Source organism: Pseudomonas sp. NY15356 (genome assembly GCF_048068175.1).
GTDB lineage: Bacteria > Pseudomonadota > Gammaproteobacteria > Pseudomonadales > Pseudomonadaceae > Aquipseudomonas > Aquipseudomonas putida_K.
Map to the genome: position 1 here is coordinate 41,433 of NZ_JBLUPW010000032.1, position 17,618 is coordinate 59,050.

Annotated in this window: 20 protein-coding genes and 1 pseudogene; 14 read left to right on the top strand and 7 right to left on the bottom strand. The window is 62.7% G+C overall.

What is annotated here, in order from left to right; translation table 11 throughout:
• The first annotated feature begins 39 nt into the window (after window positions 1-39).
• Window positions 40-1,155, top strand: a complete 1,116-nt coding sequence (locus ACNFCI_RS20575; protein ID WP_368829681.1) for a succinylglutamate desuccinylase/aspartoacylase family protein — start codon at window positions 40-42, stop codon at window positions 1,153-1,155.
• Between the two features lie 13 nt (window positions 1,156-1,168).
• Here ACNFCI_RS20575 and ACNFCI_RS20580 read toward each other — a convergent pair whose 3' ends face one another.
• Together ACNFCI_RS20580 and dcd are read right to left on the bottom strand one after the other, a co-directional pair.
• On the bottom strand, window positions 1,169-1,399 hold the full coding sequence (locus ACNFCI_RS20580; RefSeq protein WP_084856050.1) for a hypothetical protein: 231 nt from the start codon (window positions 1,397-1,399) through the stop codon (window positions 1,169-1,171).
• Between the two features lie 96 nt (window positions 1,400-1,495).
• Entirely contained in the window at window positions 1,496-2,062 is a 567-nt protein-coding gene (dcd, locus tag ACNFCI_RS20585) for a dCTP deaminase (protein WP_043213075.1), read from the bottom strand.
• A gap of 329 nt (window positions 2,063-2,391) precedes the next feature.
• Between dcd and ACNFCI_RS20590 the strand changes: the two genes are divergently transcribed.
• Entirely contained in the window at window positions 2,392-2,601 is a 210-nt protein-coding gene (locus ACNFCI_RS20590; protein ID WP_003254922.1) for a cold-shock protein, read from the top strand.
• Between the two features lie 189 nt (window positions 2,602-2,790).
• Here ACNFCI_RS20590 and apbC read toward each other — a convergent pair whose 3' ends face one another.
• Complete coding sequence (gene apbC / locus ACNFCI_RS20595; RefSeq protein WP_084856048.1) at window positions 2,791-3,885, bottom strand: iron-sulfur cluster carrier protein ApbC; 1,095 nt, start codon at window positions 3,883-3,885, stop codon at window positions 2,791-2,793.
• A 158-nt stretch (window positions 3,886-4,043) separates the two neighbouring features.
• Between apbC and metG the strand changes: the two genes are divergently transcribed.
• From metG to ACNFCI_RS20635, 8 genes and pseudogenes are all read left to right on the top strand, one after another.
• Entirely contained in the window at window positions 4,044-6,083 is a 2,040-nt protein-coding gene (gene metG / locus ACNFCI_RS20600) for a methionine--tRNA ligase (protein ID WP_368829680.1), read from the top strand.
• Window positions 6,084-6,173: 90 nt separating this feature from the next.
• Window positions 6,174-6,716 (top strand): Rnf-Nqr domain containing protein, encoded by a 543-nt coding sequence (locus ACNFCI_RS20605; protein ID WP_368829679.1) that lies wholly within the window; start codon window positions 6,174-6,176, stop codon window positions 6,714-6,716.
• Window positions 6,713-7,555: pseudogene (locus ACNFCI_RS20610) on the top strand (RnfABCDGE type electron transport complex subunit B); the annotation flags it as partial. The gene ACNFCI_RS20605 and the pseudogene ACNFCI_RS20610, both read left to right, overlap by 4 nt.
• The gene (locus tag ACNFCI_RS20615) at window positions 7,545-8,516 is read left to right on the top strand and encodes an RnfABCDGE type electron transport complex subunit D (protein WP_368829678.1); all 972 of its coding nucleotides are present in this window, start codon (window positions 7,545-7,547) and stop codon (window positions 8,514-8,516) included. The pseudogene ACNFCI_RS20610 and the gene ACNFCI_RS20615, both read left to right, overlap by 11 nt.
• Window positions 8,513-9,115 (top strand): RnfABCDGE type electron transport complex subunit G, encoded by a 603-nt coding sequence (locus tag ACNFCI_RS20620; protein ID WP_368829677.1) that lies wholly within the window; start codon window positions 8,513-8,515, stop codon window positions 9,113-9,115. The genes ACNFCI_RS20615 and ACNFCI_RS20620 overlap by 4 nt, the downstream gene beginning before the upstream one ends.
• Window positions 9,108-9,632 (top strand): Rnf-Nqr domain containing protein, encoded by a 525-nt coding sequence (locus ACNFCI_RS20625; RefSeq protein WP_368829676.1) that lies wholly within the window; start codon window positions 9,108-9,110, stop codon window positions 9,630-9,632. Before ACNFCI_RS20620 ends, ACNFCI_RS20625 begins: the two co-directional genes overlap by 8 nt.
• A 4-nt stretch (window positions 9,633-9,636) precedes the next feature.
• Window positions 9,637-10,275 carry an endonuclease III gene (gene nth, locus ACNFCI_RS20630; protein ID WP_324813242.1) on the top strand — a complete coding sequence of 213 codons (639 nt, stop codon included), beginning with the start codon at window positions 9,637-9,639 and terminating at the stop codon, window positions 10,273-10,275.
• A gap of 104 nt (window positions 10,276-10,379) precedes the next feature.
• On the top strand, window positions 10,380-10,556 hold the full coding sequence (locus ACNFCI_RS20635) for a PA3496 family putative envelope integrity protein (protein ID WP_172402996.1): 177 nt from the start codon (window positions 10,380-10,382) through the stop codon (window positions 10,554-10,556).
• 45 nt (window positions 10,557-10,601) lie between these two features.
• On the opposite strand, the gene ACNFCI_RS20640 is transcribed toward ACNFCI_RS20635, so the two are convergent.
• The gene (locus ACNFCI_RS20640; protein WP_084856033.1) at window positions 10,602-11,234 is read right to left on the bottom strand and encodes a response regulator transcription factor; all 633 of its coding nucleotides are present in this window, start codon (window positions 11,232-11,234) and stop codon (window positions 10,602-10,604) included.
• Window positions 11,235-11,604: 370 nt separating this feature from the next.
• Here ACNFCI_RS20640 and ACNFCI_RS20645 point away from each other — a divergent pair, with 370 nt between their 5' ends.
• Window positions 11,605-12,066, top strand: a complete 462-nt coding sequence (locus ACNFCI_RS20645; RefSeq protein WP_368829675.1) for a hypothetical protein — start codon at window positions 11,605-11,607, stop codon at window positions 12,064-12,066.
• 57 nt (window positions 12,067-12,123) lie between these two features.
• Here the strand turns inward: ACNFCI_RS20645 and ACNFCI_RS20650 are convergent, their stop codons facing one another.
• Window positions 12,124-13,341 (bottom strand): argininosuccinate synthase, encoded by a 1,218-nt coding sequence (locus ACNFCI_RS20650; protein ID WP_013973956.1) that lies wholly within the window; start codon window positions 13,339-13,341, stop codon window positions 12,124-12,126.
• A 127-nt stretch (window positions 13,342-13,468) separates the two neighbouring features.
• Complete coding sequence (locus ACNFCI_RS20655; RefSeq protein WP_368829674.1) at window positions 13,469-14,434, bottom strand: OmpA family protein; 966 nt, start codon at window positions 14,432-14,434, stop codon at window positions 13,469-13,471.
• Window positions 14,435-14,564: 130 nt separating this feature from the next.
• Here ACNFCI_RS20655 and pyrC point away from each other — a divergent pair, with 130 nt between their 5' ends.
• Both pyrC and rnt read left to right on the top strand, forming a co-directional pair.
• On the top strand, window positions 14,565-15,611 hold the full coding sequence (gene pyrC, locus ACNFCI_RS20660) for a dihydroorotase (protein WP_084856029.1): 1,047 nt from the start codon (window positions 14,565-14,567) through the stop codon (window positions 15,609-15,611).
• A gap of 56 nt (window positions 15,612-15,667) precedes the next feature.
• The gene (gene rnt, locus ACNFCI_RS20665) at window positions 15,668-16,279 is read left to right on the top strand and encodes a ribonuclease T (protein WP_416768165.1); all 612 of its coding nucleotides are present in this window, start codon (window positions 15,668-15,670) and stop codon (window positions 16,277-16,279) included.
• 184 nt (window positions 16,280-16,463) lie between these two features.
• Here rnt and ACNFCI_RS20670 read toward each other — a convergent pair whose 3' ends face one another.
• The gene (locus tag ACNFCI_RS20670) at window positions 16,464-17,066 is read right to left on the bottom strand and encodes a peroxiredoxin (RefSeq protein WP_084856025.1); all 603 of its coding nucleotides are present in this window, start codon (window positions 17,064-17,066) and stop codon (window positions 16,464-16,466) included.
• 215 nt (window positions 17,067-17,281) lie between these two features.
• Between ACNFCI_RS20670 and ACNFCI_RS20675 the strand changes: the two genes are divergently transcribed.
• On the top strand, window positions 17,282-17,503 hold the full coding sequence (locus ACNFCI_RS20675) for a bacterioferritin-associated ferredoxin (RefSeq protein WP_084856023.1): 222 nt from the start codon (window positions 17,282-17,284) through the stop codon (window positions 17,501-17,503).
• The last annotated feature ends 115 nt before the right edge of the window (window positions 17,504-17,618 follow it).

Genomic DNA, 17,618 nt, shown 5'->3' on the forward strand with positions numbered 1-17,618 from the left:
GTTATCGCAGACCGTTTTCGCCACTCAGCCAGGACCACCATGCATCATTCGACCCACGACCTGCTGTCTCCCGTCCCGGGCATCGCCCGCCAGCTCCATAGCTTCCACTTCGGCCCGCGCGGTGGCGGCAAGGTCTACATCCAGGCCTCGCTGCACGCCGACGAACTGCCCGGCATGCTGGTGGCCTGGCACCTCAAGCGCCGCCTGGTCGAGCTGGAACAGCAAGGCCGGCTGAACCAAGAGGTGATTCTGGTTCCCGTGGCCAACCCGGTCGGCCTGGAGCAGGTGCTGCTGGATGCGCCCCTGGGGCGTTTCGAATTGCAAAGCGGGGAAAACTTCAACCGCAACTTCGTCGACCTGTCGGACAGCATCGGTGACCAGATCGAAGGCCACCTGACCCAGGACCCGGAACACAACCGGGCGTTGATCCGCGAATACCTGCGCCGCGGGCTGGACGCCCATCCTGCGCGCACCCCGTTGCAATCCCAGCGCCTGACCTTGCAGCGCCTGGCCTGCGATGCCGACATCGTGCTCGACCTGCACTGCGACTTCGAGGCGGTGGAACACCTGTACACCACACCTGAAGCCTGGCCCCAGGTCGAGCCACTGGCCCGCTACCTGGGTGTCCAGGCCAGCCTGCTGGCCACCGATTCAGGGGGCCAATCGTTCGATGAGTGCTTCAGCCTGGTGTGGTGGCAGTTGCAGCAGCGCTTCGGCAAGCACTTCCCAATCCCCATGGGCAGTTTCTCGCTGACGGTAGAGCTGCGCGGCCAGGCCGATGTCTGCCACGACCTAGCAGCCAAGGATTGCCAGGGCATCCTCGATTTCCTGACCCATGCGGGGGTCATCGAGGGCCAGGCCAAAGCGTTGCCGCCCCTGGCCTACCCGGCAACACCACTGGCTGCCGTCGAACCGGTGATGGCACCGTTGGGCGGTTTGCTGGTATTCCACGCCAAACCCGGGCAATACCTGGAAGCCGGCCAGTTGATCGCCGAAGTCATCGACCCGCTGAGCGACCGGGTGACTGCGGTGCACAATGTCCAGGCAGGCTTGCTCTATGCGCGCAGCGTAAGACGCATGGCCACGGCAGGCATGGTCATTGCGCATGTGGCGGGCGAGCAGGTCTGCCGCAGCGGTTACCTGCTGGCCAACTGAGACGGCGTGGGGCTCAAGCCACCGGCGAGGGAGGCGGTTCGTCCGGCAAGGTGGGTTCGCCCGGCTCCATGGGTGGCGATTCGCCTGGTTCGGGTGGTTGCGGGGTATCAGGGTCGGGCTGGTGGGGCACGCCACCGGCCTGCACCGGCGTCGGCGGATGCGCCAGCAGGGACCATGCCAGCAACCCGATCTGGTTGGGCTGGAGGACGGCCAGCTTCGCGCTGATAGCGGGATGGAGTTTCATTGGCTGCTCCTGGCGATAGCCGGCACGCGCCATGCGCACCGGACCGTTCTAACCATTGGAGTGCCTGGCGCGCGAGGAATTCCCCGCGCTCGTCACTCAGGTGCGTGGCAGGGTGACGCCGCGCTGGCCCTGGTACTTGCCGCCACGATCCTTATAAGACACTTCGCATTCTTCATCGGATTCGAGGAAGAGCATCTGCGCCACGCCTTCGTTGGCATAGATCTTGGCCGGCAGGGTGGTGGTATTGGAGAACTCCAGGGTTACGTGGCCTTCCCACTCAGGTTCCAGCGGGGTGACGTTGACGATGATGCCGCAGCGGGCATAGGTGCTCTTGCCCAGGCAGATGGTCAATACGTTGCGCGGAATGCGGAAGTATTCGACGGTGCGGGCCAGGGCGAAGGAGTTCGGCGGGATGATGCATACGTCGCTCTTGACGTCGACGAAGCTGCCGGCATCGAAGTTCTTCGGGTCGACGGTGGCCGAATTGATATTGGTGAACACCTTGAATTCGTCGGCGCAGCGCACGTCGTAGCCGTAGCTGGAGACGCCGAAGGAAATGACCCGGCTGTCTTCGCCGCCGCGCACCTGGCGCTCGACGAACGGTTCGATCATGCCGTGTTCCTGCGCCATGCGGCGAATCCACTTGTCCGATTTGATGCTCATGGCGGGAGTGTCCTGAGAGTGCAAGGTGAAAAACGAGACGCGCATCTTACCGGTCCCGGCGCCCGCGGCAAAGTTCCATCCTGCAATCCCGCGCCGGACGGGAGCTGTAGCCACCGTCGATCCGAATTTCGACAAAGCCGTCATTGACCATTGGCAGGTTGGGGAAAGTGGGTTAAGGTGGCGCCACTGTGCTGCACGTGACACCGAGAATCTCTAGTTTGATGCACGATTCCTATCGGCCCATCGCTGAATTTTCTGCTCTCTTTGCGCTCAGTCCCGGCCAGGGCGTTTCCTGTGCCGAAATCTACTTTGTCCAAGGAGACAGAAACATGTCCAATCGCCAATCCGGTGTTGTCAAGTGGTTCAACGATGAGAAGGGCTACGGCTTCATCACCCCTCAGTCGGGTGACGACCTGTTCGTACACTTCAAAGCCATCCAGGCTGACGGCTTCAAAACCCTGAAAGAAGGCCAGGCTGTTACTTTCGTCGCTACCCGCGGCCAGAAAGGCATGCAGGCTGAAGAAGTTCAAATCGCCTAAGTCGATTTGCTTCCTCGCTTTCAAAAAAACCCGCCTCCGGCGGGTTTTTTTATGCCTGGCCGATCGATAAATCGGTGCTGGCTCCTTCGCGGGTAAACCCGCTCCCACAGTGGGCGCGCACTATCGCCAGCATGTGCCGACCTTGTGGGAGCGGGTTTACCTGCGAAGCAGACGACTCACCCTTGCGGGTCAGTCCTCGCTGATGGTGATGTTCGGCATCGCCGGCGCCGCCGCTTCCTGCAGCACGATCCGCGCCCCCACCTGGCGGGCCAGTTCCTGGTAGATCATGGCGATCTGGCTTTCCGGCTCGGCGATGGCCGTAGGCTTGCCGTTATCGGCCTGCTCGCGGATCAGCATCGACAGCGGCAGGGAGGCCAGCAGTTCGACACCATACTGGGCCGCGAGCTTCTGGCCACCACCTTCGCCGAACAGGTGCTCGGCATGGCCGCAGTTCGAGCAAATGTGCACGGCCATGTTCTCGACCACGCCCAACACCGGGATGTTGACTTTGCGGAACATTTCCACGCCCTTCTTCGCATCCAGCAACGCCAGGTCCTGCGGGGTGGTGACGATCACCGAACCGGCGACGGGCACCTTTTGCGCCAGGGTCAGCTGGATGTCGCCGGTGCCAGGTGGCATGTCGATCACCAGGTAGTCGAGGTCATCCCAGGCGGTCTGGGTCACCAGTTGCAGCAACGCCCCGGAGACCATCGGGCCGCGCCAGACCATCGGCGTGTTGTCATCGGTGAGAAACGCCATGGACATGACTTCCACGCCGTGGGCCTTGATCGGCACGAACCACTTCTGCTCGCGCACCTGCGGCCGGGTCCCCTCGGCGATGCCGAACATCACGCCCTGGCTCGGGCCGTAGATATCGGCATCGAGGATGCCCACCCGGGCCCCCTCGCGGGCCAGGGCCAGGGCCAGGTTGGCGGCGGTGGTCGACTTGCCGACCCCGCCCTTGCCCGAGGCCACGGCGATGATGTTCTTGACGTTGGCCATGGCCGGCACCTGGGCCTGGCCCTTGTGGGTGCCGACCACGCAATCGATCGAAACCGTGGCCGCGCTCACGCCGTCGAGGTTTTCGATGGCGGTGCCCAGCACCTGCGCCCAACCGTTCTTGAACAAACCGGCGGCATAGCCCAGCTGCAAGCGTACGTTGACCTGCCCGCCCTGGATGTCGATGGCGCGCACGCAACCGGCGCTGACCGGGTCCTGGTTCAGGTAGGGGTCGGTGTACTGGCGAAGCACGCCTTCGACGGCGGCATGTGTGACGGCACTCATGGACACTCCCAATGGCAAACGAATATGGAACAGGCGCCTATGCTAACCGTCAATCGTCAGCAGATGCGTCCTTGGGGTGAAATATATTCGCCAGCCCTTTATAGTGGCCGATCTTCTTCATTTTCCATCCCGTTGCCAGATCAAGTAGCCAAGCCACCATGTCCGAGCCACGCCAGATTCTCGTCACCAGCGCCCTGCCCTATGCCAATGGTTCCATCCACCTTGGCCATATGCTCGAGTACATCCAGACGGACATGTGGGTTCGCTTCCAGAAGCTGCGTGGCAACCAGTGCATCTATGTCTGCGCCGATGACGCCCACGGCTCGGCCATCATGCTGCGTGCCGAGAAGGAAGGCATCACGCCTGAGCAATTGATCGCCAACGTCCAGGCCGAGCACAGCAGCGACTTCGCCGATTTCCTGGTCGATTTCGACAACTTCCACTCGACCCACTGCGAAGAGAACCGCGAGCTGTCGAGCCTGATTTACACCCGCCTGCGTGAAGCAGGGCACATCGCCACCCGTTCGGTCACCCAGTACTACGACCCCGAGAAGGGCATGTTTCTGGCCGACCGCTTCATCAAGGGCACCTGCCCCAAGTGCGCGGCCGAAGACCAGTACGGCGACAACTGCGAGAAATGCGGTGCCACCTACGCGCCCACCGAGCTGAAGAACCCCAAGTCGGCCATTTCCGGTGCCACGCCGGAGCTGCGCGACTCCCAGCACTTCTTCTTCAAGCTGCCTGACTTCCAGGCGATGCTGCAGCAGTGGACCCGCAGCGGCACCCTGCAGGACGCCGTCGCCAACAAGCTGGCCGAGTGGCTGGACTCGGGCCTGCAGGAGTGGGACATCTCCCGCGACGCGCCGTACTTCGGCTTCGAGATCCCGGGCGAGCCGGGCAAGTACTTCTACGTCTGGCTGGACGCGCCGATCGGCTACATGGCCAGCTTCAAGAACCTGTGTGCACGCCGTCCGGAGCTGGACTTCGACGCGTTCTGGAAAGAAGACTCCAAGGCCGAGCTGTACCACTTCATCGGCAAGGACATCGTCAACTTCCACGCCCTGTTCTGGCCGGCCATGCTCGAAGGCGCAGGCTTCCGCAAGCCGACCGCCATCAACGTGCACGGCTACCTGACGGTCAATGGCGCCAAGATGTCCAAGTCGCGCGGCACCTTCATCAAGGCGCGCACTTACCTGGATCATCTGCAGCCGGAATACCTGCGCTACTACTACGCCTCCAAGCTGGGCCGTGGCGTCGATGACCTGGACCTGAACCTCGACGACTTCGTGCAGAAGGTCAACTCCGACCTGGTCGGCAAGGTGGTCAACATCGCCAGCCGCTGCGCAGGGTTCATCCACAAGGGCAACGCAGGCGTTCTGGTAGCCGGCGATGCCGCCCCCGAGCTGAGCGAAGCCTTCCTGGCCGCCGCCCCGTCCATCGCCGAAGCCTACGAAAACCGCGACTTCGCCCGTGCCATGCGTGAAATCATGGCCCTGGCCGACCGGGCCAACGCCTGGATCGCCGACAAGGCGCCTTGGTCGCTGGCCAAGCAGGAAGGCAAGCAGGACGAGGTCCAGGCCATCTGCGCCCAGGGCATCAACCTGTTCCGCCAGCTGGTGATCTTCCTCAAGCCGGTGCTGCCGGTCCTGGCGGCCGACGCCGAGGCCTTCCTCAATGTCGCGCCGCTGACCTGGAACGACCACCTGTCGCGCCTGGAAAACCACACGCTCAACCCGTTCAAGGCCCTGATGAGCCGTATCGAGCCGGCCAAGATCGAAGCCATGGTCGCCGCCAGCAAGGAAGACCTTGCCGCCGCCGAAGCCGCAGCTCCCGCCGGCAACGGTGAACTGGCCAAGGACCCGCTGTCGCCGGAAGTGGAGTTCGACACCTTTGCCGCGGTCGACCTGCGCGTGGCACTCATCGTCAAGGCCGAGGCGGTCGAGGGCGCCGATAAGCTGCTGCGCCTGACCCTGGACATCGGTGACGAACGCCGCAACGTGTTCTCCGGCATCAAGTCGGCCTACCCCGACCCCGCCAAGCTCGAAGGCCGCCTGACCATGATGGTGGCCAATCTCAAGCCACGGAAGATGCGCTTCGGCGTGTCCGAAGGCATGGTCATGGCGGCCGGCCCTGGCGGTGAAGAAATCTACCTGCTGAGCCCCGACAGCGGCGCCAAGCCAGGTCAGCGCATCAAATAAGCAGCGCATCTTGCCCCGGCCTTCGGCCGGGGCATTTCCATCTGCGGGCGCGTGCCATACTGTCGGCACCTCCCAGCCATCGGCCTTCCCATGAGCGACTACGTCCTGGTACTGGTCAGCGCTGCGCTGGTCAACCACCTGATCCTGCAGCGGTCACCCGTTTCCCGCCTGCAGCTTCACGTATTCGGTGCCTGCAGCGCCCTGGCGGTGATGCTGGGCTTGATCGTCGGGCAACTGTTGCAGGACCTGATAGTTATCCTGCAATGGCAGGACCTGCAGTTGTTCCTACTGTTGCCCTTGCTGGCATTGCAGGCTTTAGGCCTGCCCAAACTGCTCGGGCAGTTGCGGCCCGCTTGGCGGGTGGAGAACCTGCCGTCCCTGCTGCTGGGCAACACCCTGGTGCTAGGCTTGCTATTGCAACTGGGCACGCTTGGCCAGTGGCTCCCGTCACTCGGCTGGGGCCTGGCCGGGGGTCTGGGGTTCTGGCTTGCCTTGGTCCTGTTCGATGACCTGCGCCAACGCACGGATCACGACGACATACCCGTCGCCCTGCGCGGCCTGCCCATCGAACTGATCGGCGCAGGCGTGATGGTCATGGCGTTCTCCGGCTTCAACGGATTATTCACACAATGAGTCTGATTCAACGTATCGACGCCCTGCTTCCACAAACCCAGTGCGGCAAATGCGGCCACGCCGGTTGCCAGCCCTATGCCGAAGGACTGGCCGCTGGCGAAGCGATCAACAAATGCCCACCGGGCGGTGCAGAAACCATTGCCGCCCTGGCTCACCTGCTCGATACCCCGGTCATCGACCTAGACCCGGGTCGAGGCAGCGCACCGCCCCAGGTGGCCTATATCCGCGAGGCCGAATGCATCGGCTGCACCAAGTGCATCCAGGCCTGCCCAGTGGACGCCATCGTCGGTGCCGCGAAGCTGATGCATACAGTCATCGCCAACGAATGCACAGGCTGCGACCTGTGCCTGGCGCCCTGCCCGGTCGACTGCATCGACCTGCTGCCTCTGCCAGACAACATCATTCCGATCGTTGGCGGGCTGGCCCAGACGCCACACCAGCAGGCTGCGCGCACCCAGCGCCGCGACCACGCGCGCCGACGCCACGAACAACGCAACGCCCGGCTGCAACGCGATGAAGCACGTCGCCAGGCCGAGCGATTGGCGCGCAACCCACGGCCGGCCGCCCCTACGGTAGGTGATGGCGACGCCGCGCCGGATCCGATCAAAGCTGCCATCGAACGGGTCAAGGCGCAAAAAGCCGCCAGCAGTGACGCCGCCTTGAAGCAGGCGAAGATCGCCGCCGCCATGAGCCGCGCCCAGCTGAGCAAGGCCCGCAGTGCGTTCGGCAGCTCACCGAGCGAAGCCCAGCTCGACCAGTTGCGCACCCTGGAGAAGGCGGCCGAGCAGGCTCAACGACACCTCGACGCCCTGCAGGCCGGGCCGGGCCATGCCAGCGCCTGACCCGCGGCTGCGCAGGGCCATGGGCCTGGTGCTGCTGGCCTGTGCGCCCGGCTTGCTGGCCCTGTTCTGGCTGCACGGCTGGGGCGTGTTGTTCAACCTGCTGCTCTGTGCCGGCACCGCCTTGGGCTGCGAAGCCTTGCTGCTGGCCCTGCGCGGTCAAGCGCCGCTGCCTGCGTTGACAGATGGCAGCGCGCTGGTCAGCGCCGTGCTGCTGGCCGCAGCCCTGCCTATCCTGGCGCCGTGGTGGCTGCCGGTCATCGCCACAAGCGTGGCGATCGGCATTGGCAAGCACGCCTTCGGCGGTGTCGGGCGCAACCTGTTCAACCCGGCGATGGTCGGCTATGCCTTCGTCCTGCTGAGTTTTCCCCTGCAGATGAACCAATGGCCAGGCCAGCCGGCAGGTTTTATGGAGGCGTGGCAGCATCTGTTCGGCGCGCCGGCGCACGTCGATGCCTGGGCCACTCCGACGGCGCTGGACGGGTTGCGCCACAATCGCAGCCTGACCCTCGAGGAACTGTTCGCCCAACACCCAGGCTTCGGCATGATCGGCGGGCGCGGCAGCGAATGGGTGAACCTCGCGTTCCTGATCGGCGGGCTGTTCCTCTGGCAACGCAAGGTCATCGCCTGGCATGCCCCTGCAGGCCTGCTGGCCGGTATATTCCTGTTCAGCCTGCTGTGCTGGAACGGCTCGGGCTCCGACTCCAATGGCTCACCGCTGCTGCACCTGTTTTCCGGCTCGACCATGCTGGCGGCGTTCTTCATCGCCACCGAACCGGTATCCGGGCCTCGCAGCGCCTTGGCGCGCCTGATGTTCGGCTTCGGCGCGGGCCTGCTGATCTATCTGATCCGCACCTGGGGCAGCTATCCCGATGGCACGGCGTTCGCCATCCTCCTGATGAACCTCGCCGTACCGGCCCTGGAGCGCCAGGCCGCACGCCATTCACAGGCCAGCCCATGAACCCTTCGGCGCGCAGTGCCGTACTGCTGGTGCTGATCGGCATCCTTTCGCTGGGCAGTACCCTGGCCTGGCGACATTGGACAGCGCCAACCCGCCTGGAGGCCGAGCGACAGTTGCATAACCTGCGCTGGTTGCAGGCACTGCCTGCCGGTAGCTTCGACAACCAACCCCTGCAAGCCCCCGTGGCCTTGGGCGACACACACCTGCCCCACAGCCGCTTGCTGGCCGGCTACAGGGCAACCCTGGACGGCAAGCCGAGCGCTGTGCTGCTGCACAGCCAGACACAGGGGTATGCGGGGCTGATTACCCTGGCGATCGCCATAGACCCAGCCGGACGCCTGGTCGGTATTCACGTCCTTGAACAACAGGAAAGCCCAGGCCTCGGGGACCAGCTGGTCGACCCACGCATCCATTGGCTGGACCAATTCACAGGCCGCACCCAGGAAGGCGCCTGGGCCATCAAGCGCGACCACGGCGACTATGACCAACTGGCCGGTGCCACGGTCACCTCCCGTGCGGTGATCGACGCCCTGCAGGATGCCTTGCGCTATTTCGATGCTCACCGCGCCACCCTGCTGGAGGCACGAACCGATGAATAGATTCTGGTTGCCCGGCATCAGTGTGCTTCCCCTGGCTGGTGCCACATCGACCTTGGCACAGGCCACTGCCATCGGGTTGTGTAGCGTGCTGCTCCTGAGCCTGCACCAGGCGTTGCTGATACCACTGCGCCGCTGGCTCGCTGGGCCCTGGCGTTTGCTGGCCAGCCTGTTGCTGCTCGCAGCACTTGCCAGCAGTCTGCAACTGGGCCTGCAGACGTGGGCCCTACCGCTGGCCCATTCACTTGGCCACTATCCAGCCCTGCTCTGCATACAATGCCTGATGGCGGACCAGCTGTGGCCGGACGGGCTTGGCTGGCGGCGCCTGGGCGTTTTGCTGGGCGGCCTGCTGATACTTTGCATACTGCTCGGCGCCTGCCGCCAATGGTTGGCGACCGGGCCCGGCGTGCATCTGGCAAGCCTGGCACCGGGTGGATTGATGCTGCTCGGCGGCTTGCTGGCCCTGTACAATCGCTTGCGTCCGGGGCCAGCCCCCTCACGTCGTCAAGGAAGCCTTTGAGCCCATGAATGCCGCCAAACGCCTGGAGATCTTTCGCAGGCTGCACGAAGACAACCCCGACCCAAAGACCGAACTGGCCTACACCACCCCTTTCGAATTGCTCATCGCCGTCATCCTGTCCGCCCAGGCGACGGATGTCGGGGTGAACAAAGCCACCGCACGGCTGTACCCCGTGGCCAACACACCGCAGGCCATCCATGCCCTAGGCGTCGAAGGGCTGAGCGAATACATCAGGACCATCGGCCTCTACAACAGCAAGGCCAAGAATGTCATCGAGACCTGCCGCCTGCTGATCGAACGCCACGGCGGTGAAGTGCCGCAAACCCGCGAAGCCCTCGAGGCGCTGCCAGGGGTTGGCCGCAAGACCGCGAACGTCGTGCTCAACACCGCCTTTCGCCAGCCCGCCATGGCGGTCGATACGCATATCTTCCGGGTCAGCAACCGGACCGGTATCGCGCCCGGCAAGACGGTGCTGGAGGTGGAAAAGAAATTGCTCAAGTTCGTACCCAAGGACTACCTGCTCGACGCCCACCACTGGCTGATCCTGCACGGCCGCTATGTATGCCAGGCGCGCAAGCCCCGTTGTGGTGCCTGCCGTATCGAGGACCTGTGCGAGTATAAACAGAAGACTTCTGACGATTGAGACAATAGAAGGAAATGGTTGTATACGATTGAAAAAATCTTTTTTACCGGAATCGGGTTTCTCGCTATAAGGACGGCCAATGGCCCCTTGGCTTGGAGTAACTCATGAGCACCGATAAAGACGAACTGTCGATCGACGATGAATTTCCTACCTCGGAAGACGATATCGAGCCCCAGGTGGAAACGGCGAAAACCAATCTGAGCAAACGCCGTACCATCGACAACCTCCTCGAGGAGCGGCGTCTGCAGAAACAACTCGCCGACTTCGACTACGACCTGTAGCCCGCCGGGCATCTTGAAAGCCTCCCTTGCGGAGGCTTTCCTGTTTCAGGGCCGCGACAGGCCGTGGCGCTGGGCAAGTTCGATGAGGTCGACCAGGGAACGGGCATTGAGCTTGAGCAACAGGCGTGTCTTGTAGGTACTGACCGTCTTGTTGCTGAGGAACATGCTGTTGGCGATCTCCTTGTTGCTCTTGCCGCTGGCCAGCTCCTTCAACACCATGACCTCTCTGCCGGAAAGACGCTGGACCATCTCCTCCTCGGTGCCTCCCTTGGCACACCCACGCGTCTTGTGCAGGGCCTGGTTGGGGAAATAGCTGTACCCGGACAGCACGGCCTTGATCGCGCTGAGCAGTTCGGTCAGGTCCTGCTGCTTGCACACATAACCCGCCGCGCCCGCCTGCATGCAACGCATGGAGAAATGCCCCGCGGCCTGAGACGTCAGAACCAGCACCTTGCTGGCTGGGCTGATGCTCGACAGCCGACCAATGACCTCCAGCCCATCGAGTTTCGGAATACCGATATCCAACACTACGATGTCGGGTTGGTATTCCCGGATCAACTGCAAGGCATCCACACCGTTATCGGTTTCCGCCACGACGTCATACCCATGCCGTTCCATCAACATGCGTACGGCCAGACGAATAACCGGATGATCATCCACGATAAGCACTTTATTCATGCGATATCCATTGATTCATTATTCTTGCTCCGAGCTACCACGATAACCGAGCACGCCACGCCATGGCGCGGCGGATTGCGGCATATGACCAAACAGAGACGAGACCTACATCAATTGCGGAAATTTCCTACAACCGAACACTTTATAAATTGTCGAGTTATGTAGGTGTGAGACCAAAAGTTAATAACGATAAATAAACATTTCCTAGTCGCAAGCCGGCGAGACGTACGAACGACTAATCTATGTTTCAGGGTAACTAGACGCAGCGGCAAAGGTGATTTTGGCGTTATGGCTTCCAGGGAAATATCTCTATCTTCCGCCGACCGCGAAAACAGGCGAGAGATAAGCAAATATTTGCGGGCCAAGCACCATGCAACAGACAGACTCCATCAGTCCCTTGGCGATCATCGCCATATTCGCAGGCATCATCGAAGCCTCCGCCCTTGCCTCCCTGCCCTTTCTCAGCGAGAACAGCCAGAAGACCTATACTTGGTTTCTGGTGGGCTTTCCGTTCTTCCTGACCATGCTGTTTTTCCTGACCTTGAACTTCAACTATCACTCCCTGTACCAGCCCAACAGAACCGCTCGCCGAAACAAGCCCCACGCACAAGTGCCCAGTACGCCGCCTGCGGAAAAGGCGAGCACATCGACGATGACCATCACGCTCTCAGGGCCCGACACGCGCAAGATGATCGAGCAGCATATATTGCGTACCCTCACCCGCCGCCATCGCCATGCTCGCCGTTGGGTACTCTACGACCTCGATACCCGGACCCGTATCCAGCTGTCGGTCAAGGCGCTGGGTGAGCCCGACGAGGCGATCGACCGCTGATAAATAAAAAACCCGGCGCCAAGGCCGGGTTTTCAGGTAACGCTCACCAGGATGAGATCAGAGCAGCGAGCGGCCCTTGTTGGCGGCAATGCGCATGCGCAGGGCGTTGAGCTTGATGAAGCCCGCAGCATCGGCCTGGTTGTAGGCGCCGCCGTCTTCCTCGAAGGTCGCGATGTTGGCGTCGAACAGCGAATCGTCCGATTTGCGACCGACAACGGTGACGTTGCCCTTGTACAGCTTCAGGCGAACGACGCCGTTCACGTTGACCTGCGAGGCGTCGATCATCTGCTGCAGCATCAGACGCTCCGGGCTCCACCAGTAGCCGGTGTAGATCAGGCTGGCATACTTGGGCATCAGCTCATCCTTCAGGTGAGCGACTTCGCGGTCCAGGGTGATCGACTCGATGGCGCGGTGGGCCTTGAGCATGATGGTGCCGCCAGGGGTCTCGTAGCAGCCACGGGACTTCATGCCGACATAGCGGTTCTCGACGATGTCCAGACGACCGATACCGTTGGCACCACCGATGCGGTTCAGGTCGGCCAGGACGGTAGCCGGGGTCTTCTCGACGCCGTCAATGGCGACGATGTCACCGTTGCGGTAGGTGAGCTCGATGTAGGTAGCCTGGTCCGGGGCGTTCTCCGGGGAGACGCTCCAGCGCCACATGTCTTCTTCGTGCTCGGTCCAGGTATCTTCCAGGACACCGCCTTCATAGGAAATGTGCAGCAGGTTGGCGTCCATCGAGTACGGCGACTTCTTCTTGCCGTGGCGCTCGATCGGGATGCCGTGCTTCTCGGCGTAGTCCATCAGCTTCTCGCGGGACAGCAGGTCCCACTCGCGCCATGGTGCGATGACCTTGACGCCCGGCTTGAGTGCATAGGCGCCCAGCTCGAAACGCACCTGGTCGTTGCCCTTGCCGGTAGCGCCATGGGAAATGGCGTCGGCACCGGTTTCGTTGGCGATCTCGATCAGGCGCTTGGCGATCAGCGGACGGGCAATGGAGGTACCCAGCAGGTACTCGCCTTCATAGACGGTGTTGGCGCGGAACATCGGGAACACGAAGTCTCGCACGAACTCTTCGCGCAGGTCATCGATGTAGATCTCTTTGACGCCCATTGCCTGTGCCTTGGCACGGGCCGGCTCGACCTCCTCGCCCTGACCCAGGTCAGCGGTGAAGGTCACCACTTCGCAGTTGTAGGTATCCTGCAGCCACTTGAGAATCACCGAAGTATCAAGGCCGCCGGAATACGCCAGTACGACCTTTTTTACGTCCGCCATGCCATCACTCCACGGGGTTGTACGGAAAGCGGTTGATTCTACCGGCCCCATTGAAATATTTACAATGGGGCGACAGCTTGTGATGACAAAGCGACAGGAACAGTCAAGAGCGCGACCCTCGTCGCGGTCAGGATTTTTTTTCTGCCGGTGCCTGCGCCGGCGCTGGGCCAGGCGTCGCTGGAGCTGCGGCAGCGGGCGCCGGGGTGGGCCCTGCCGAGGGCTTTTCCACCGGCTTCTCGACCGGGGCGACACGCTCCAACTGAATGTTCACCCGGCGGTTGCGCGCCCGGTTGGCGGCACTGTTGTTCCGGGCCAAGGGGTAACGTTCGCCATGGAAGCGCACGGTGATCTGCTCATCCGGCACACCATGGGCCTTGAGGTAGTCGGCGACCGCCAGGGCGCGGCGGCGTGAGGTGTCGCGGTTGGTCAGGCGGCTGCCGCTGTTGTCGGCATGGCCATCGAGCTCGATGTGGTTCACCGACGGGTCGGCCTTGAGGTAATCGAGGATCACGTCCAGGCGTGCCCGCGCCGCGCTGTCCAGCTCGATACCGCGTGGGAACCCGACCTGGGTCTGGCGGATCTGGTCGAAGTTCATCGGCAGCAGCTTGGCGGCACATGCCTGGTAGTCGCCGTAGGCCTTGGCGAAGCTGACCGGCAATACATGCACCTCCATGGGTCTGCCGCCCTCGCCGGCATGGTTGCGCACCACCGTGCTGCGCCCGTCGAGCAGGCCGTTGATCAGCCGGCTGGCCTGCCCCTGGGACGATGTGAACAACACCCCGCTGCGCCCCATGCGCACGCCCCCGAGATTGATGTCGCCCCGGCCAGGTTGCCAAGGTGCTGCCGCCGCCAGCAAGGTCGCATTGCCCGCCCCCAGCGCATTGCTGTCCGATCGCAACTGGAAGACCGCCTGTTCGCCGGCACGGCGGACGAACTCACCGCTGCCGAAACCGTCGATCGGCTGGGACAGCCGACATTCGAACTGGTCCCCCTCGACGTTCCAGGCGACGTTCTCCACGCGCGTCTGGAAGGTCAATGCCCCGGCCGGCAGGCTGGCAAACAGGGAAAGAAGGGCGAGGTAACGCTGGCGCACAGGTGGCTCCACAGATTCTGACGGCTTACCTGCAGGCTATCGGACGCCACCGGGAAAACTTGATAGCCGTGCTCCTACCGGGGTTTTCCGGTAGCATTGGCCCTTGAGTTCGACCCGCCTGGAATCTCCAATGTCCGATCGCCTGACCCTCCTGCGTCCCGACGACTGGCACATCCATCTGCGCGATGGTGCCGTCCTGCCCCATACCGTTGGCGACGTGGCGCGTACCTTCGCCCGCGCCATCATCATGCCCAACCTGGTCCCGCCGGTACGCAACGCCGTCGAGGCAGGTGCCTATCGCGAGCGCATCCTCGCCGCGCGCCCGGCGGGCAGCCGCTTCGAGCCGCTGATGGTGCTGTACCTCACAGACCGCACCAGCGCCGAGGATATCCGCGCGGCCAAGGCCAGCGGTTTCGTGTACGCCGCCAAGATGTATCCGGCCGGCGCCACCACCAACTCTGACTCGGGCGTGACCAGCATCGACAACATCACGCCGGCGCTCGAGGCCCTGGCCGAAACCGGCATGCCACTGCTGGTGCACGGCGAAGTGACCCGTGCCGAGGTCGATGTGTTCGACCGCGAGAAGCGCTTCATCGACGAGCACCTGGCCCGCGTGGTCGAGCGCTTCCCCACGCTGAAAGTGGTGTTCGAGCACATCACCACCGCCGATGCCGCGCAGTTCGTCCTGCAGGCCCCGGCCAACGTCGGCGCGACCATCACCGCGCAGCACCTCTTGTACAACCGCAACCACATGCTGGTCGGCGGTATCCGCCCGCACTTCTATTGCCTGCCGATCCTCAAGCGCAACACCCATCAGGTGGCGCTGCTGGACGCAGCCACCAGCGGCAACTGCAAGTTCTTCCTCGGCACCGATTCGGCGCCCCATGCCCGCCACGCCAAGGAAGCCGCCTGCGGCTGCGCCGGCTGCTATACGGCCTACGCTGCCATCGAGCTGTATGCCGAGGCCTTCGAACAGCGCAATGCGCTGGACAAGCTCGAAGGTTTCGCCAGCCTGCACGGCCCGGCGTTCTATGGCCTGCCGGCGAACACCGACACCATCACCCTGGTTCGCGACGAGTGGACCGCTCCCGACAGCCTGCCATTTGGTGACAACACCGTGGTTCCGCTGCGCGCCGGTGAAAAACTGCGCTGGCGTCTGCTGGAGGAGAAGGCGTGAGCGAAGCGTTCTACGAAGACGACCAGGAAGGTCAAGGCAGCAGCGTTCGCCACCCGATGGCCGAGCGCTTCCGCGGTTACCTGCCCGTGGTGGTGGATGTGGAAACCGGCGGTTTCAACAGCGCCACAGACGCGCTGCTCGAAATCGCTGCCGTCACCATCGGCATGGACGAGAAAGGCTTCCTGTTCCCGGAGCACACCTACTTCTACCGGGTCGAGCCCTTCGAAGGGGCCAACATCGAGCCGGCGGCCCTGGAGTTCACCGGTATCAAGCTGGACCACCCACTGCGCATGGCGGTTAGCGAAGAAACCGCGCTTACCGACATTTTCCGTGGGGTGCGCAAGGCATTGAAGGCCAATGGTTGCAAACGGGCCATCCTGGTCGGCCACAACAGCAGCTTCGACCTGGGCTTCCTCAATGCCGCTGTGGCGCGCAACGACCTCAAGCGCAATCCCTTCCATCCTTTCTCCAGCTTCGACACGGCCACCCTGGCTGGCCTGGCCTATGGCCAGACTGTCCTGGCCCGGGCCTGCCAGAGTGCCGACATCGATTTCGATGGGCGTGAAGCCCACTCGGCACGCTACGACACCGAGAAAACCGCCGAGCTGTTCTGCGGCATCGTCAACCGCTGGAAGGAAATGGGCGGCTGGCGCGTCTTCAACGACTGACCAGCCTGAGCCCCTGGGGCTGCTTTGCGGCGCTATCGCTGGCAAGCCAGCTCCCACAGGGGTTTCGCAAGTCTTGAGAGCGGCGCAGGACAGGTGGGGGCTTGCTGGCACCAGGCTGCCCAGAGCACCGCTACAGGCATAAAAAAACCGGCCATGATGGCCGGTTTTTTTATTCGCGTGGCAATTACAGCTTGCCAGCGTTCTCGCTCAGGTAGGCAGCAACGCCTTCCGGCGAAGCGGTCATGCCCTTGTCGCCTTTCTTCCAGTTGGCAGGGCAGACTTCGCCGTGCTCTTCGTGGAATTGCAGGGCGTCGACCAGGCGCAGCAGTTCTTCCATGTTGCGGCCCAGCGGCAGGTCGTTGACGATCTGCGAACGGACAACGCCGTTCTTGTCGATCAGGAAGGCGCCACGGAAGGCTACGCCGCCTTCGGACTCAACGTCGTAGGCCTTGCAGATGTCGTGGGAGATGTCTGCAGCCAGGGTGTACTTGACCGGGCCGATGCCGCCGTTGTTGACGGGGGTGTTACGCCAGGCATTGTGGGTGAAGTGCGAGTCGATCGACACGCCGATCACTTCCACGCCGCGCGCCTGGAAGTCAGGGATGCGATGGTCCAGGGCGATCAGCTCGGATGGGCAGACGAAGGTGAAGTCCAGTGGGTAGAAGAACACCAGGCCGTATTTGCCCTTGATGGCCGAAGCCAGGTTGAAGCTGTCGACGATCTCGCCGTTGGCCAGTACGGCCGGAACGGTGAAGTCGGGGGCTTGTTTACCAACGAGTACGCTCATTCGTTATCTCCTTGATGGTGGTGAAATCAGATACCCGGGAGGGTCGACCTGCCCCGGCATCCAGCAAAGGTTGCCCATCATACACGGCTTCTGGTGACAGGCCGAATCCAACCGCCGGTCGCACCGACACAAGGCTGGAGGAAAGTTCTTTGACACGCATTCTCATTACCATTAAGCTCCACCCCATCGAGCCTCTACCCTGATGGTCTGATCTTATGTATGTGTGTCTTTGTGTCGGCGTCACCGACGGACAGATTCGCGATGCGATCTATGAAGGATGCTGCAGCTACAAGGAAGTCCGGGCCGCCACCAATGTCGGCAGCCAATGTGGCAAATGTGCATGCCTGGCCAAGCAGGTGGTCCGCGAGACCCTGACCGAACTTCAGGTCAGCCAGCAGGCCGCCCTGCCCTACCCCGTTGAATTCAACGTGGCGTAAATCAGGGCGGTTGCAGGAGCTGAGTGCAACACGGTTATTGAATTGAAGCCGGAGCATCATGCCGCATTGCCATGGCATTTTGCATGACCTCTCCCATCACCTCGATGGGGCATTT

Coding starts and splice junctions, on each gene's coding strand:
- ACNFCI_RS20640 (WP_084856033.1), bottom strand. CDS start 11,234: ATGAATAAAGTGCTTATCGTGGATGATCATCCGGTTATTCGTCTGGCC.
- dcd (WP_043213075.1), bottom strand. CDS start 2,062: ATGAGCATCAAATCGGACAAGTGGATTCGCCGCATGGCGCAGGAACAC.
- ACNFCI_RS20670 (WP_084856025.1), bottom strand. CDS start 17,066: ATGAGCGTACTCGTTGGTAAACAAGCCCCCGACTTCACCGTTCCGGCC.
- ACNFCI_RS20580 (WP_084856050.1), bottom strand. CDS start 1,399: ATGAAACTCCATCCCGCTATCAGCGCGAAGCTGGCCGTCCTCCAGCCC.
- ACNFCI_RS20615 (WP_368829678.1), top strand. CDS start 7,545: ATGCCAGCGCCTGACCCGCGGCTGCGCAGGGCCATGGGCCTGGTGCTG.
- nth (WP_324813242.1), top strand. CDS start 9,637: ATGAATGCCGCCAAACGCCTGGAGATCTTTCGCAGGCTGCACGAAGAC.
- ACNFCI_RS20605 (WP_368829679.1), top strand. CDS start 6,174: ATGAGCGACTACGTCCTGGTACTGGTCAGCGCTGCGCTGGTCAACCAC.
- ACNFCI_RS20575 (WP_368829681.1), top strand. CDS start 40: ATGCATCATTCGACCCACGACCTGCTGTCTCCCGTCCCGGGCATCGCC.
- ACNFCI_RS20675 (WP_084856023.1), top strand. CDS start 17,282: ATGTATGTGTGTCTTTGTGTCGGCGTCACCGACGGACAGATTCGCGAT.
- pyrC (WP_084856029.1), top strand. CDS start 14,565: ATGTCCGATCGCCTGACCCTCCTGCGTCCCGACGACTGGCACATCCAT.
- ACNFCI_RS20625 (WP_368829676.1), top strand. CDS start 9,108: ATGAATAGATTCTGGTTGCCCGGCATCAGTGTGCTTCCCCTGGCTGGT.
- apbC (WP_084856048.1), bottom strand. CDS start 3,885: ATGAGTGCCGTCACACATGCCGCCGTCGAAGGCGTGCTTCGCCAGTAC.
- ACNFCI_RS20635 (WP_172402996.1), top strand. CDS start 10,380: ATGAGCACCGATAAAGACGAACTGTCGATCGACGATGAATTTCCTACC.
- ACNFCI_RS20645 (WP_368829675.1), top strand. CDS start 11,605: ATGCAACAGACAGACTCCATCAGTCCCTTGGCGATCATCGCCATATTC.
- ACNFCI_RS20590 (WP_003254922.1), top strand. CDS start 2,392: ATGTCCAATCGCCAATCCGGTGTTGTCAAGTGGTTCAACGATGAGAAG.
- ACNFCI_RS20620 (WP_368829677.1), top strand. CDS start 8,513: ATGAACCCTTCGGCGCGCAGTGCCGTACTGCTGGTGCTGATCGGCATC.
- metG (WP_368829680.1), top strand. CDS start 4,044: ATGTCCGAGCCACGCCAGATTCTCGTCACCAGCGCCCTGCCCTATGCC.
- ACNFCI_RS20650 (WP_013973956.1), bottom strand. CDS start 13,341: ATGGCGGACGTAAAAAAGGTCGTACTGGCGTATTCCGGCGGCCTTGAT.
- rnt (WP_416768165.1), top strand. CDS start 15,668: ATGGCCGAGCGCTTCCGCGGTTACCTGCCCGTGGTGGTGGATGTGGAA.